Source organism: Brevibacillus sp. YAE8, assembly GCF_057543335.1.
The window spans coordinates 215464-229761 of sequence record NZ_BAAIYG010000002.1 but is presented as its reverse complement, the minus strand read 5'-3'; the positions used below and the strand labels follow the sequence as shown (position 1 = coordinate 229761).

At 56.4% G+C, this 14298-nt stretch carries 13 protein-coding genes; 9 read left to right on the top strand and 4 right to left on the bottom strand.

What is annotated here, in order from left to right; translation table 11 throughout:
* Positions 1 to 24: 24 nt before the first annotated feature.
* Complete coding sequence (locus tag AC27IT_RS03940) at positions 25 to 1011, top strand: ROK family protein (RefSeq protein WP_005833816.1); 987 nt, start codon at positions 25 to 27, stop codon at positions 1009 to 1011.
* 198 nt (positions 1012 to 1209) lie between these two features.
* Here AC27IT_RS03940 and AC27IT_RS03935 read toward each other — a convergent pair whose 3' ends face one another.
* Positions 1210 to 1764, bottom strand: a complete 555-nt coding sequence (locus AC27IT_RS03935) for a DUF3267 domain-containing protein (RefSeq protein ID WP_327990681.1) — start codon at positions 1762 to 1764, stop codon at positions 1210 to 1212.
* A gap of 202 nt (positions 1765 to 1966) precedes the next feature.
* Here AC27IT_RS03935 and AC27IT_RS03930 point away from each other — a divergent pair, with 202 nt between their 5' ends.
* From AC27IT_RS03930 to AC27IT_RS03920, 3 genes are all read left to right on the top strand, one after another.
* Positions 1967 to 3016, top strand: a complete 1050-nt coding sequence (locus tag AC27IT_RS03930) for a hypothetical protein (protein WP_025848220.1) — start codon at positions 1967 to 1969, stop codon at positions 3014 to 3016.
* A gap of 318 nt (positions 3017 to 3334) precedes the next feature.
* Positions 3335 to 4249 carry a cysteine synthase A gene (gene cysK, locus AC27IT_RS03925; protein ID WP_005833811.1) on the top strand — a complete coding sequence of 305 codons (915 nt, stop codon included), beginning with the start codon at positions 3335 to 3337 and terminating at the stop codon, positions 4247 to 4249.
* Positions 4250 to 4387: 138 nt separating this feature from the next.
* Positions 4388 to 5551, top strand: a complete 1164-nt coding sequence (locus AC27IT_RS03920) for an FAD-dependent monooxygenase (protein WP_412679504.1) — start codon at positions 4388 to 4390, stop codon at positions 5549 to 5551.
* A 131-nt stretch (positions 5552 to 5682) separates the two neighbouring features.
* Here AC27IT_RS03920 and AC27IT_RS03915 read toward each other — a convergent pair whose 3' ends face one another.
* Positions 5683 to 6870: a M20 metallopeptidase family protein gene (locus AC27IT_RS03915; protein WP_005833807.1), complete on the bottom strand. Its 1188-nt coding sequence runs from the start codon at positions 6868 to 6870 to the stop codon at positions 5683 to 5685.
* 200 nt (positions 6871 to 7070) lie between these two features.
* Between AC27IT_RS03915 and AC27IT_RS03910 the strand changes: the two genes are divergently transcribed.
* Entirely contained in the window at positions 7071 to 8396 is a 1326-nt protein-coding gene (locus AC27IT_RS03910; RefSeq protein WP_005833804.1) for an ATP-binding protein, read from the top strand.
* 413 nt (positions 8397 to 8809) lie between these two features.
* Positions 8810 to 11074 (top strand): immune inhibitor A domain-containing protein, encoded by a 2265-nt coding sequence (locus AC27IT_RS03905; RefSeq protein WP_026557773.1) that lies wholly within the window; start codon positions 8810 to 8812, stop codon positions 11072 to 11074.
* Positions 11075 to 11223: 149 nt separating this feature from the next.
* Here AC27IT_RS03905 and AC27IT_RS03900 read toward each other — a convergent pair whose 3' ends face one another.
* Complete coding sequence (locus AC27IT_RS03900) at positions 11224 to 12120, bottom strand: CotH kinase family protein (protein WP_051556876.1); 897 nt, start codon at positions 12118 to 12120, stop codon at positions 11224 to 11226.
* Positions 12121 to 12141: 21 nt separating this feature from the next.
* Between AC27IT_RS03900 and AC27IT_RS03895 the strand changes: the two genes are divergently transcribed.
* A complete protein-coding gene (locus tag AC27IT_RS03895) occupies positions 12142 to 12282 on the top strand; it encodes a hypothetical protein (RefSeq protein ID WP_487091606.1) in 141 nt (46 codons plus the stop codon).
* A gap of 3 nt (positions 12283 to 12285) precedes the next feature.
* The gene (locus AC27IT_RS03890) at positions 12286 to 12435 is read left to right on the top strand and encodes a hypothetical protein (RefSeq protein WP_487091605.1); all 150 of its coding nucleotides are present in this window, start codon (positions 12286 to 12288) and stop codon (positions 12433 to 12435) included.
* A gap of 135 nt (positions 12436 to 12570) precedes the next feature.
* On the opposite strand, the gene AC27IT_RS03885 is transcribed toward AC27IT_RS03890, so the two are convergent.
* The gene (locus AC27IT_RS03885) at positions 12571 to 13440 is read right to left on the bottom strand and encodes a LysR family transcriptional regulator (RefSeq protein ID WP_431809265.1); all 870 of its coding nucleotides are present in this window, start codon (positions 13438 to 13440) and stop codon (positions 12571 to 12573) included.
* Here AC27IT_RS03885 and AC27IT_RS03880 point away from each other — a divergent pair.
* Positions 13418 to 14071, top strand: a complete 654-nt coding sequence (locus AC27IT_RS03880) for a M24 family metallopeptidase (RefSeq protein WP_005833795.1) — start codon at positions 13418 to 13420, stop codon at positions 14069 to 14071. The two genes, AC27IT_RS03885 and AC27IT_RS03880, sit on opposite strands and share 23 nt — an antisense overlap.
* Positions 14072 to 14298: the final 227 nt, after the last annotated feature.

The following is a 14298-nucleotide window of genomic DNA, read 5'->3' as shown; positions in this document are numbered from 1 at the left end:
GACAGCGAGGATGTGAGTCAAAGGATGACCCAAGACAAACCATATGCCATCGGAATTGATCTGGGAGGCACGAAAATCATCGCTGCTATCGTCGACCAGAATGGCTGCATCCTGAGCCAAGCGAATGCGCCGACGCAAAAGGAGGACGAGGCTGATGCTGTCATTTTGCGAATTGGCGATCTGGTGCAGTCCGTGCTTGCGGACAGCGGTGTCGGCCTCGCGCAAATACGCGGAATCGGAATCGCTACTGCCGGAATTATTGATACGCATCGGCACATGGTCATCTTTGCGAGCAATCTGAACTGGAGCGACGTGGCAATCGGCGACAGGCTGCACGAACGGTTTGGCGTTCCGGTGCAGCTCATCAACGACGCCAATGCGGCAGCGGTGGCGGAATGGGCTTTTGGCAGCGCCAGTGGCACGGATGATCTCATTTACGTGACGGTCAGCACGGGCGTGGGAGCCGGCATCATCAGCGGCGGCCGCCTGATTACCGGAATCGGCGACAGCGCGGGAGAGTTCGGGCACATATCGCTTGACCCGGAAGGACCGCTCTGCGCCTGCGGGAACAGAGGCTGCCTGGAAAACTACGTCTCCGGGCTTGCGCTCGCCAAAATGGCGCAGGAGCAGTTGCAATCCGGTACGGCCAGCTCCTTGCGCACTTGCACCACGGGCGAGCTCAGCCGCATTACGGCCAAGGAGATCGGCGAGCAGGCACAGAGCGGGGATGCGCTCAGCATCGACTTGCTGCGGCAGGCTGGCTACTACCTCGGCGTCGGCCTGACCAACTTGATCCACCTGTTCAATCCGCAGGTGATCGTGTTCGGCGGCGGAGTCATGAACAACGGACAGATCCTGCTCGAAGAAGCGCAGCGGGTAATCCGCCAGCGCTGCATCTCGCGCATGGCGAGCCAGGCGACGATTCAGTTGAGCACGATGGGAGCGGAAGCGGGCGTGCTGGGAGCAGCGGGGATGTATTTTCCGGCCGCGCGCAAAAAAGTGGCCGTCTAAGCGAGGATGAAGCGCGAAGGAATAAAAGGAAGCCGACGTTTTGCCAGAGACGTCGGCTTTTTGCTGTGGTTCTTTTGCATAGGCACGCTTGACGAGGGAGGCTTGGCGGGAAGGCGCTCGCGCTTTCTGCGGGATGGCATGACAGAATCTCCAAGGGTTCTCGCGTCAGACAAGTAATCGTAACCTGCCAAATTTTCCTTACAACTGTTTCGGGTCCGGAACATAGGCAACATAACCGATGCTGTCTGGCGAGTCGGCGATTTTCGTTTGCTTGGGAAAAGCGCGAAGCGTCCACAGGATGTACAGGTCGCCAAACCCGCCGAGCAGCATCGCGATGCTCCATAAGTACCAAAAGATCGAATGGAAGAAGTACGCCAGGAAAAGCGGCAGCACGCCGAGCAGCAAGTTCGGAAGCAGGACGGCAAACCGATAGCTGCCGATGGAGATCGGCTTCAGGCAGCAAGCGTACAAAACGAGCTTGCGCCACACCACGCCAAAGCGAATATCTGCGACAGACACCTGGCGGCTGAGCAGGAAGCCGACTCCGTGCAGTAGTTCATGGACGATTACGCCAACTGCGACCGCGAGAAAAAACAGGAAGAAGTCGCCAAACGAGAGCGTAAAGGCGAGTGTCGTCTGATAAAGAAACGGGAACAAAGCTGCCGGAACGAACAGCAGGAAGCACACGCAGGCAAGCAGATTGGCTTTTAACGGCTGCAGGATCACCTGCTTTTTCACGTAGTTGGGTTCCAAATCAATCGGGCCTCCTGTCATGATATACTCCAAGTATAGCTTTTTGGGCTGACGGCGTTCAAATGAATCCGCCATACTGCACAGGAATTGGCCTTTCGACTCATATGGTTTCGGAATGCGGTTCATGTATGATGAAGTTGTGGCACGTTTCGGCAAAAAACAGGCCAAAGGAAACAGAAAAAAGCGGATGAGGGGTCGCAGCATGCAGGGGAAAAACAAACGTCTATTACTGGGAATCGCGCTACTGGTTGTCATTGCGTTGGGCTTTTGGGGCTATCGCTTGCTGGGGCCGATTGCGCTGGCAGAAGGGTATTTGTACGAAGACAACAGCCGGATGGCGTACGCAAAAGTAACAGCGGAAAATGACCAGGTCAACGTTGAAGTAACGTTGTCCAAGCTGCTCGTCGAGGATACGATTCCGCGCTTGCAGACGGAGACAAGCGTCTGGACGGGGACGATGGAAAAAGATACGCTTACCCTTCAAGAGAAGACGACGGGCCAAAAGCTCCAGGCCAAGGTGAGCGCAGACGGGCTGCTGTTCCAGGGGCCGCTTGCGCAAGGCGAGCCGGCGGAAACCAAGCTCGCAGCCAGCAACAAGCAGACGTACGACGACAAGCTGGCGGCGTGGACGAACAGCGTCGAGCAGGAAGCCGCCCAGAAGAAAAAAGAAGTGGAAGAGCAACGGGCCAAGGAAGCAGCGCGCGTCGAGTTCGCTAAAAAGGTCGAGCAGACGGGGAGGCTTACGGCCGATATGCTGGAGAGCGCCCAATATTTGCAGGAAATCCAGTTCGCAGAGGAGCTGCAGTTTTCCAAAGACCAGGTCGTCGAGCTGCAAGGTCTTTTGGACGAGCTGATTACATACGCGAAACAGCCTAGCCTGAGCAAAATGGAATACGACGTGATGGCCGGGACGCTCGGCAGCATGAAGGTGCTGGTCGACGGGATGAACGCCATGGACAGCACGATTGCGCAAAAGAAAAAGAGCATGCAGGACATCATCGCGGTGCTGGAGACGGATATGAAAGACGCGCAGGCGGTGTGGGAGGAAATCAAGGCGAGCGTGACAGATGCAGAGAAGCGGGAAAAAGCGTTGACGGACGCGGTCAAGACAGGCTCCGATGCGATCGCGCAGGCGAAGCAGCGGCTCGGCACGCTGGAAAAAGAGCAGGCGGGCGTCAAAGCTTCCGCAAACAAGCTCTACCAGCAGGCGGCAGCCGTGCTCGAACAGACGAGGTCCAAGTACGGCTACTAGCACTGATACACCGATAGCGGAAAAAGACAGGCTCAGCTTCCGGACGGCTCGATGCGGCGGGAGGCTGAGCTTTTTTGTGCAGATTGTGCAAAAAAAGAATGGACTAGAGGTTTATCCGGTAGAAGGACAACCTGGCACGACTTCGGACGAAGAGGGAAAGCAAGACGCGTTCGCTTTAGATAGCAAGGTTTCGGCAATGGCTCGATGCAGCAGCCAAGTCTCTGGAGCGAATGAGATTTTGTTATTTTCAGATCGGTTTTATTGTATTATTCTTAATCGTATAAATCAGCCTTTGTGGCTTTGGTCGGGAGGTTTTTTATGAGCGTCTACGAAAGTATTACGGAGCTGATCGGAAACACGCCTCTCGTTCGCCTGAACCGGATGGTCCCCGAAGGAGCGGCAGAAGTATGGGTGAAGCTGGAAAAATTCAACCCGTCGGGAAGCGTCAAAGACCGGGCTGCTTACAACCTGATTGCCGTAGCCGAGCAGGAGGGCCTGATCCGGCCAGGGGACACGATTATCGAGCCGACCAGCGGGAACACCGGGATCGGCTTGGCGATGAACGCCGCGGCCAAAGGGTACCGGGCGATATTGGTCATGCCGGACAACATGTCCAAAGAGCGGATCAACATCTTAAAAGCGTACGGGGCAGAGGTCGTGCTGACGCCAAGCGAGCAGCGGATGCCGGGAGCGATTGCCAAGGCCAAGGAGCTGCAGCAGGAGATTCCGCGCAGCTTCATCCCGCAACAGTTTGAAAACAAGGCGAATCCCGATATCCACCGGGTCACGACTGCCCGCGAAATTTTGGCGCAGACGAACGGACAGCTCGACGCTTTTGTCGCAACCGCTGGCACTGGCGGAACGATTACGGGGACAGGCGAAGCGTTGCGCGAGCAGCTTCCGGAGCTGTACATCGCCGTCGTCGAGCCAAAAGGCTCCCCGGTTTTGTCCGGCGGCAAGCCTGGACCGCACAAGCTGGTCGGCACCAGTCCGGGCTTTATTCCGCGCATTTTGAATACGGGCATCTACGACGAGATCATCCAGATCGCGGACGAGGACGCGCTGGACAGCATGCGCAAACTGGCGGCGCTGGAAGGGATTTTGGTAGGTCCGTCGTCTGGAGCATCGGTGTTTGCTGCGGTTGCTGTCGCGAAAAGGCTGGGAGCGGGCAAGCGGGTCGTCTGCATCGCGCCGGATACGGGCGAACGGTATTTGAGCATGAATCTTTTTTAAAAGGAAACGAAGCAAGCGAAAGCCGCTTTTCTGTGCGAGGGAGAAGGCGGCTTTTTCGTATCCCGGGCGAGCATGGTGTGTTATTATTTGGAAAAAGTCTTTCCGACAGGAACAGACACGATGAGGAGCGGCATGCAAATGGGCAGAAGGGCTATAATCGCCGGAGCCGGGGTGAGCGGGCTGGCGGCTGCCATCGCATTGAAGCAGGCGGGCTGGCAGGTGATGTTGTACGAGCAGGCCAAGGAGCAAAAAGCCATCGGCGCTGGCATCGTGCTCGCAGCCAATGCGATGAAGGCACTGGATAAGCTCGGGGCGGGGGCGCGCGTTCGCGAGCTTGGTTCCCCTGTTCGCGAGGCGAAAATACGCGACTGGCGAGGAAACGTGCTGGTCGAGATGGCTTTTGAGCAGCAAGCAAAGCGCTGCGGGGCGGACAGCTACTTGATCCACCGCGCTGATTTGCAGCAGGCCATGCTTGCGAAAGTGGCGGCGCACGATCTCGTTCTGGACAAAAAGCTCGTTTCCTTTGCGCAGGAAAAGGGCGGCGTGCAGGCGGCTTTTGCGGACGGCACGACAGCGGAAGCAGACGTCCTGATTGGCGCGGACGGCATCCATTCGTGCGTTCGCAAGCAGCTTTTTGGCGAGGGGAAAATGCGCTACTCCGGCTACACGGCGATTCGCGGCATAGCCCGCTACGAAGACCAGCGCTATCCGGTGGAAACGCACGGAGGGTTCGAAGCGTGGGGGAGAGGAGCCCGGTTTGGCTTTTCGCACATCGGCGGCAACCGAATTTTCTGGTTTGCGGCGGTCAACGCGCCAGAGGGCGAACAAGATTCGCCGATCGCCCGAAAGCTCGCGGCTATGCGCAGGTTCGAAGGCTGGTACGAGCCTGTGCAGGCTGTCATTGCGGCTACGCCAGAGGAAGCGATTTTGCGCCATGACATATACGACCGCCGTCCGCTGAAGCAGTGGGGAGCAGGGCTTGTAACGCTGATCGGAGACGCTGCGCATCCTATGCTGCCGAATCTGGGCCAGGGAGCAGGCCAGGGGCTGGAGGATGCGCTCGTGCTGGCGCGCTGCCTGGCAAAAGCGGGAGGCGCCGCTGATTTTTCCACAGCTTTGCGCGAATACGAAGGGCTGCGAAAAAAGCGGGTGCATGCCATCGTGCGCAGCTCGCGGCTGATTGGCTATGTGACGCAATGGGAAAATCCGCTGGCGGTCGCCTTTCGCAGCCTGCTGCTGAAAACGATACCTGCCGACGTGCAGAGCAGGCGGCTGGACTGGATTATCGGGCACGAGGTATAGACGCAAGCCAAAAAAGCAGGGAGCGGAAAGCCCCTGCTTTTTTCTGTGCAAAACGTTCCCGGCGCAATTCGTGCCAGGCAGCTTTTGAGCGTTTGGGATCGGCAAAACGAGCCTGAACGGTTTGCCCTGCCTTAGCCTTGCTGACGCGCCTGGTAGGCGAGCAAGGCTCCGATGAACAACTGTCCGGTCTGGAGCATGGAGCGCTCATCCACATCGAATTTCGGGTGGTGGTGCGGATAGGTCGCCTTGATCTCCGGGTTGCGGCCGCCTGTCATGAAGAAAGTGGCTGGCCGCTCCTGCGCGAAGTAGGCAAAGTCTTCTCCGCCCATGATCGGCGGCATCTTGATGACGTTCTCGTCGCCGAAGAGACGCTTGGCTTCTGCCTCGACATGCGTCGTTTCCACTTCGTCGTTCCAGGTGGCAGGGTAGCCGCGCTCGTACGTGATTTCGCACGTCGCGCCGACAGCCTGGCAGCTCGCCTCTACGATGCGGCGCATGGAATGCTCGACTGCGACGCGCACTTCCTCGTCATACGTGCGCACGGTTCCTTTGAGGCGCACTTGGTCGGGGATGACGTTGTAGGCTTCGCCGCCTCCGAGGAACGAGCAGACGGACAGAACGACCTGCTTGAGCGGATCAATCTGACGGCTTGCTATTTGTTGCAAGTTCATCACGATCTGGCTGCCGAGCACGATCGGGTCGATCGAGTTGTGCGGGGAAGCGCCGTGGCCGCCTTTTCCGTACAAAATGATTTCGAAGCTGTCCGCCGCCGCCGTTACATAGCCCGTCGCAATCCCGACCTTGCCGACTGGCAGGTCAGAGGCTACGTGCGCGCCGAACACTACGTCGACGCCTTCCAGGCAGCCTGCTTCGACCATGGCCTTGGCGCCGCCCGGCGGCAGCTCTTCGGCAAATTGATGCAGGAACACGACCGTTCCTGGAATTTCGTCACGATATTCGCTCAACACTTGCGCGACACCCAAAAGCCCTGCTGTATGAATGTCGTGCCCACACGCGTGCATCACGCCTGGAATGCGCGATTTGTACTCGACGTCTTTTTCATCCTGAATCGGCAGGGCGTCAAAGTCGGCGCGCAGGGCGACTGTTTTTCCCGGTTTGCCGCCCTTGAGATAGCCGACGACGCCCATGCCGCCGACACCTGTTTTGACTTCAATGCCAAAGGAAGCCAGCTTGTCCGCTACCTTTTTGGCCGTATTCTCCTCTTTGAAGGAAAGCTCGGGGTACATATGCAGATCGCGTCTGAATGACACAAGCTCGGGGTAAATTTCCTGTAAACGGGCAAACAATTTGTCTTGCATTGGACCCACTCCTTTTTCCCGTAGAAAGAGATTGGTAATTCGCAGTCTCTTAATTATAAAAATATTGCGAAATATATTGCAATCTATGCTGTACCAGAGTATGCCTGGTGTGACGGGGGATGCAGGTGGACAGCCTCGAAAGAAATGGACTAGAATGAAGAGAGGAAAGACACGTCATAGAGAGATTGACAGAGGAGAATATGGTTACTGCCTTCACCAAAAACCGCAGGGTCTGGATTTGCGTGCTGATGTCCGGCGCCCTGTTTTTGACGATGACCTGTTTGAGCATAGCAGGCTCTTATTACAATACGAAGCAATCCGTTCGCCTCTCGATCGCCAACCAGAGCATGAAGACGGCTGCGGCGGCGGCCAGCCGAATCGACGTCGCGTCCTACGAGCAATTTTTGCAGCATCCCGTAAAGGAAAATCCGGCGTACGAGCGGCTCACCTCCCAGCTCAGCCAGGTGCGGGAGCAGTTCGGGGTCCTGTACTTGTACTTGCTGCAAATCAATCCGGATGGAAGCGGCGGCAAAGTCATGGTCGCCGCCCATCCGCCCGATTCCGGCATCCAGTTTCAGATTGGCGACCCCTGTTATGTGAATGCGGAGCAGATTGCCAAAATTCGCGCGGGGGAGACGTATTATTCGGACATCATTCGCGATCCCCACTACGGCGTCTACATGTCGGCAGGGGCACCGCTTCTGGGCAAGGACGGCCGGCTCGCAGGCATCGTCGGCGTCGATACCGACATGGCGATGGTCGAGGGCATAGGCAAGGACGTCGTGCGCAACAGCGTGCCCGTCTTCGTGTTTCACGGACTGTTTGTGGTCGTGCTGATCGTTTTGATTCTGGGCCTTTCGCGTTGGTACCAGCGGGAAATTCGCGTGGCGGTGGGAGAGACGGAGGAGCATTACCAGGACGAGCTGCGCTCTGTCATCAGCTCCATCCGCTCGATTCGACATGATTTCGTCAACCATATGCAAGTGTTGTACGGACTGATTGAATGCGGCTATTTCGACAAGGCGCGCGATTACATCCAGTCGCTGTTGAAGGAGACGAAGTTGCTCGATCTGACGGTGCGGATCGCCAATCCGGCGTTGATGGTTTTGTTCCATACAAAATGGGAGCAGGCCAAATCGAAGCAGATCGTCATGCAGTTCGCCGAGTGCCCGGATCCGTTTGAGGGCATTCCGTCTATTGACCTGGTGAAAATTATGTCCAATCTGATCGACAACGCGATAGATGCCGCAGAGATGGCGGATGGGGAAAAGCGGATTCGGATCGCCTGCCGCCGGGAGGACAAGCAGTACGTCTTCGAGGTGGAGAACACGGGCGCGGAGATTTCGCCCGAGCAGCGTGCGCACATTTTCACGGTAGGCTATACGACCAAGCCGGCAACGCGCTCAAACGCGCGGGGAGCGGGATTGCCGATCGTCCAGGCGGTGGTCAGCAAACATAACGGGAGCATCGAGATCGTCTCGGAGCATGGAATGACGCGGTTCACGGTGATTTTGCCTGCAAAATAAATGACGTCTCGCCTTTTGGCGAAGAAGAAAGCCGTCCATTAGCGACGGCTTTTTCTTGTAGGCGACATGAACGAGACACAGTGGAAGGGGTTCAGCCAGGAAGTATTTTTCGCTATAAATCGACAAAATTCTACAATATTTTCATAGAACTTTTGGCCGTAGACGCCTTGTGAGAAATTTTTCTTCCCCCGCTATCAGACAAGGATTCGCATAAAAAATGGAAAAAGCGTGGAGTTTGTCATTCTGGGTCAGATTGCTTAGGCGAAAAAATGGTTTTGCGCAGGAATGATTTTCTGTCGAAAGAAAATTTTTGGCTATGATCTAAAAACGTGTAATAATTGTGAATAGTCGGAACTAGGGGTAAAATCATAGTCCGGCCAAACCAAGTAGATAGAAAAAGAGGGTGAACGGCAGTGAAGAAAGGCAAGAAGCTATTATCTATTTTATTTTCGTCATCGCTTGTGCTGAGCGCATTTGCGGCTGCACCTGCTGCGGGACTGGCCAAGTCGAAGGAGGACAAGCATACCTTGGAGGTGGACTTGTCCACAGTCAATATTGACCGATTGGTAAAAGGGCTGATTGAGCAAGGCATTATTGATGAGGACGCCGATCAGGAAGAAATCAATGAAGCTTTGTTCGATTATCTCAAGGACAAAAAAGTGCCGCATGGCATCGACAACTCCTCGTCCTTCGGGAAAAAAGCGGAGAAGTCCCAGCAGGCAGCTTTGTCGGAGGCGGCAAAGCGGGTGGCAGAGGTCGAGGATCAGGATGAAAGCGAACTGCGCGCCTCCAAACGAGTACATACCGATAACATCGTGATCGCGCTCGTTGAATTTCCGGATCGGGAGCACAACCAGTTGCCGAAAGTGAACGACACGCTCTGGACAAAGGATTTCAACGAAAAGCACTACCGCGACATGCTTTTCAATCAAAAAGGCTATACGACGCCAGAAGGCACCAGCATGACGACGATGGCGGAGTATTACTATTTGCAATCCGGCAGAAGCTGGACGGTAGATGGAGTAGTCACTCCTTGGCAAGTGGCTGAAAAGAGCTACAAGCATTACGGCGGAAACAATTCCAGCGGCAACGACGCAGCGCCGCGCGATCTGGTCGAAGAAACGCTGGGGGCCGTAGGCGAAGCGATTGCGGGCAAAGAGGAAGACTACGACCAGCGCGACCCGTACGACCTGGATGGCGATGGCGATCTGATGGAGCCGGACGGCATGCTGGACAACCTGATGCTCGTACATGCGGGCATCGGCGAAGAGACGGGCGAGGACGCAGACGCGATCTGGTCGCACCGTTGGACGTTGAAAAAGCCGGTGGAAATCCCGGGCACCAGCCTGAAAGCTTTCGACTATATGATTCAGCCGGAAGACGGCGCACCTGGCGTTTTCGCGCACGAATACGGACACAACCTCGGATTGCCGGACTTGTATGACACGTCCAGGCAAGGGCACGACTCGCCAGTAGGTGCGTGGTCCTTGATGTCTTCCGGTAGCCACACGGGTAAAGTTTTCCAAACGCAACCAACCGGACTGGATCCATGGTCCAAGATGATGCTGCAAGAAATGTACGGCGGAAAATGGATTTCTCCGCGCGTCGTCGATTATAAAGATTTGGAAAAGAAAAAGAAGACGTTCAGCCTGATCGACGCTTCCAGCCAGGAGATGGGCGGAAAAGTTATCAAGCTCAACATGCCGCAGGCTGAAAAAGAACCGCCGACTCAGCCGAAAGACGGGGATTACGCCTACTTCTCCGATGAAGGCGACAACCTGAATACGAAAATGGTGTCGGACGTAATCGACCTGACCGGGGCCAGCTCGGCGTCCATGAGCTTTGACTCGTGGAGAGCGATTGAAACCGACTACGACTACCTGTACGTCAACGTGATTGATGAAGAGACAGGGGATAGCAAAACCGTCGAGCAGTTCGACGATGTCACCAAAGGCTGGGATCAGGAAAAAATCAGCCTGAACGATTTTGCTGGCAAGAAAATTCGCGTGGAGTTCAACTACGTGACGGATGGCGGCTTGGCGATGCCTGGCTTCTACCTCGACAACTTTGAAGTGGAAGCGGATGGCGAAGTCATTTTCGCCGACGATGCCGAGGGCGACCAGAAGTTCGAACTGGATGGCTTCATCCACTTCGATGGCAAAGGAAAAATGTACGACACGTACTACCTGATCGAGCTGCGCTCCCATGAAGGCGTGGACGCCGGACTGAAGTATTTCCGCCGCAACGACACGTTCTTCTCTTACGACCCAGGCATGGTGATCTGGTACTACGACGGCCGCTATGGCAAAACGCAAGACAACAACACAAGCCAGCATCCAGGCTACGGCATGCTCGGCGTAGTCGATGCGCATCAGGAAGTGCGCTACTGGAACAACGACGAAGGAAACGAAGACGCGATTGCAGATTCCCGCTACCAGGTGAACGACGCGGCATTCAGCCCGAACAAAACGTCTGGCATGAACCTCGACTACATTTTCGGTACGATGAATTACGCGCCGCTCAAAGGTGTCACTACATTTGACGACAGCGACGATTACACGATGCCGGAAGTGCCGGAGGTCGGAAAAATCCTTCCGGAAATCGGGCTGCAAATCAAATTGAAGCGGGTAACGAAAAAGTTCACGGACGCATCGGTTGAACTGTCCTTGAAAAAATAAGCAAAGAGAAAGACGCCTGTCAGCGCTCGGCTGATGCCAGGCGTCTTTTTTGTGGGAATAGGAAGCAGCGTGTCCTGCCGGATGGGGGCAAAAGGGGCAGGATTGTTGTGTGTCTGGGAAGCGTGGATGCGCGCCTGCTGTGTTTTCGCTCAGCCGGAGCGCGGATGCTGAAAGGTTTTCAGGCTTTGGCGCAAAAACTGGTTGCGCTCCTCGATGAAGGCGCAAATAAACGCAGGCTCAGTGGCGAAGGTGGCGAGGACGTCTTGTTTGTATGGGTCCATGGAGACGTAGGGGCGCAAGGCGTCGTGCAGGGCGAGAATATGCGGCCGCAAATGTTCGACGGTAAAGGTCGTGTCGAGGATGTCCTGGAGCAGCCGGACATACTGCGTGCGAAACGCCGGGACATCCAAAAGGCGCGCCGTCAGCGTGTTGAAGCCTTGGACGCGCAAATTTTCCGGAGCGAGCACACGTCCGTTCACATTGCGTCCCCATGTCGCGTCGTAGTCCCAGGGGATGATGAAAAACCGTTTGTTTTCCGCGTGTCTGTACAACGCGTAGCTGTGGACGAAGCCGTCGAGATTTTGCGTGCAGACTGCTCCGGCTAGCCAGCGCAAATATTGCGGGATGTCGAGCCACTTTTTGATGATGTGAGCAAACAAGGCTTGCGGTGTGGCGTTAATACGGAAAATGAGCTCGCGCAAATAACCGTCGTCTGCTTCCGTGCCCAGCTTCCGCTGATACCCGGCTTCTAGCGCTGCTTTTGCCTCGGTGGTCTTGTGGCGGAGCAGGGAGAAATTCGCATTGGCGTTCACCGCGTAGTAGATGGGACCAGCGGGCAGGCCGCGGTCCGCTAGGAAAATATCATCTACTGCTTCGAGTTTGAGATAGATTCCGATGCATTCGCCATTGAGATAGAGCAGGACGTGCTCGGCCCGCGGCGCGTACGAACCGATTTTGGTAAAGAAATCGAACGAAAGCTTGTTGCGAATGTAGGACGGGTCGACGTATTCGGCGTTGAGGTGGAACTCGCGCGCGCCTTGGAACAACTGGGGAGGCACGAGCGTAATTTGAAAGGACCTTTTGGGAAATTTGCAGCAGGGGTGTACCAGATCACGTATGAGCTGAACGTTCAAGAAGTGGGAAGGCCGTTTGCGCTGTTTGCAAATGGCGTGCTTCTGGCCGGAACCAGCTACGGCGAAAACTCTTAAGGGGTGCTCACAGGGCACGCCGTCGTCAACCTGTTCGAAAATGACGTTATCACGCTGCAAAATTTGAGCGGAGACACCAATCTGAACGCGTCCGTATCGGGCATCGGAGTAGTCGCCGCCTCGATCATCTTTGAACAATTGACAACTGCCTGACTCGCTGCACAACGAGCGGCAGCCATAAAAACAAGCAAACCCACCCGGTAATCCAAGGTGGGTTTCTTGTTTTCAGCGAGAGCCTGCCGCTGCCAGTCAGCAGACGGCGCACCAGCGCCTGGCCGAGCCGATGCTTCATGACTGCGTTTCGTGCGGGAACAAGCGGAAAAACAGCTCCAAAAACGAATGGACGAGTTCGGACTTCTCATCCATCCGGTAGGCGACGCCAGCCTCCAGGCGAATGCTCACGTCGGAGAGCGCCCGGAAGGCGACGGACTTGCCCGCCAAAGGAAGCCGAGGGCCAAGCGATACCCCCATTCCCGAGGAAACCAGCTCGATAACCGTCTGCATGTCGTGGGTTTCGACGGTAATTTTCGGCGAAAAGCCTGCCTGGTGGCAAACCTTCGTCACCGTGTCGTAAAAGCCGGGGCCGATCTGGCGAGGGGTGATGACGAACGACTCGTCCGCCAAATCCGTGATACGAATCGGCTCGCCGGATTGCGCAAGCGGATGCTGCTCAGGCAAAATCGCCCCGATCTCCGGGGAAAAATACGGCTTCACAATCAGTTGGTCGCTGTTGACTGGCGGCGTAAGGAAGCCGACGTCGATTCGCTTGTCGTGCAGGGCCTGGACTTGTGCAGTCGTGCCCAGCAGTTGCAGGTTCAGGCTTACGTTCGGATACGCCTCACGGTAAGCCGTCACAATCGGCAACAGATGGTGCGCCGTTCCCGTAAAGCCGATGAGCAGCTTGCCGTGCTCGGCCCTTGCTGCCATTCGCGCCGTGTCGCAGGCTTCCTCGACCAGATCGAGCAGTTGGTACGCTTTTTTGAGAAAGGCTTTGCCTGCGCTCGTCAGTTCGACGTGCCGATTCGTTCGGAAAAAGAGCTGAACGCCGACCTCTTCCTCCAACTGCCGAATTTGCCTGCTCAACGGGGGCTGGGCGATATGCAAGCGCGCTGCCGGGGAGCTGGTCAGTCTCGCTGTGCAGGCGTCTCTGTCGGCCATTCGCCCGGGGGCAAGCGAGCTGGAAGTCGACGATGCGGGGCGCACGGCTGTTTTGCGGGAAGCCGCCAAGCGCTATCCGAATGCGGTTGTGCATACGCAATCCATTACGCCATCGGGAGTGGCGCGCTCCATTATGCCCCACGTCTTTTCGACGACGCGCAAGCTGGAGCGAGGGGACGTTCTCATTCATACGCATCACGCTGTCGTGCATGGCTACATAGCGGAATGCGAACGCACCTGCTTCGTGGAAGAAGCGACAGAGCGGCAAAAAGAAGCGTTTGCCGTCATGCTTCGCGCACAGCAGGCCGCGCTTGAGACGATCAAGGCGGGCGTGCCGATGCGCGAGGTGGACCGGGCTGCTCGCGCTGTCATTCAGGCGGCGGGCTACGGCGAGTACGCGATTCACCGCACTGGGCACAGCATCGGGCTGGACATTCACGAGCCGCCCTTTTTCCGCTTCGATGAAGAGGCGCTGCTGCAGGAAGGCATGGTGTTTACGGTTGAACCAGGCTTCTACGTGCCGGAACTTGGCGGCTTTCGCCATTCGGACACCGTCATCGTGACACGGGACGGTTGCGAGCCGATTACCCATGTCCCCCGGGATTTGGTCAGCATGATCCGCCGGGCGTGATCGCGCCGCAAACGTTTTGCCGCCAAAACAGGCCAGGGAGCTTCGGCTCGCTCGCCTGTTTTTTTCATGGAACGAGCCGGCAGTCCGTTCGTTTCAGGTCTAAGCCTGCCTGCCTTGCAATAGGTTAGTAACAACGAACGACAAGCTGCCCGCTATGTATTGCGCGAAAGAAAGACAACCTTTGACTGGAAAAAACGAGCCCGCGCCCGGCAGCAAGGGGGGATTGT

Excerpts from the sequence above, each read along its gene's own strand:
- AC27IT_RS03940 (WP_005833816.1), top strand. The coding sequence starts at position 25 with ATGACCCAAGACAAACCATATGCCATCGGAATTGATCTGGGAGGCACG.
- AC27IT_RS03930 (WP_025848220.1), top strand. The coding sequence starts at position 1,967 with ATGCAGGGGAAAAACAAACGTCTATTACTGGGAATCGCGCTACTGGTT.
- cysK (WP_005833811.1), top strand. The coding sequence starts at position 3,335 with ATGAGCGTCTACGAAAGTATTACGGAGCTGATCGGAAACACGCCTCTC.
- AC27IT_RS03920 (WP_412679504.1), top strand. The coding sequence starts at position 4,388 with ATGGGCAGAAGGGCTATAATCGCCGGAGCCGGGGTGAGCGGGCTGGCG.
- AC27IT_RS03915 (WP_005833807.1), bottom strand. The coding sequence starts at position 6,870 with ATGCAAGACAAATTGTTTGCCCGTTTACAGGAAATTTACCCCGAGCTT.
- AC27IT_RS03910 (WP_005833804.1), top strand. The coding sequence starts at position 7,071 with ATGGTTACTGCCTTCACCAAAAACCGCAGGGTCTGGATTTGCGTGCTG.
- AC27IT_RS03885 (WP_431809265.1), bottom strand. The coding sequence starts at position 13,440 with ATGGCCGACAGAGACGCCTGCACAGCGAGACTGACCAGCTCCCCGGCA.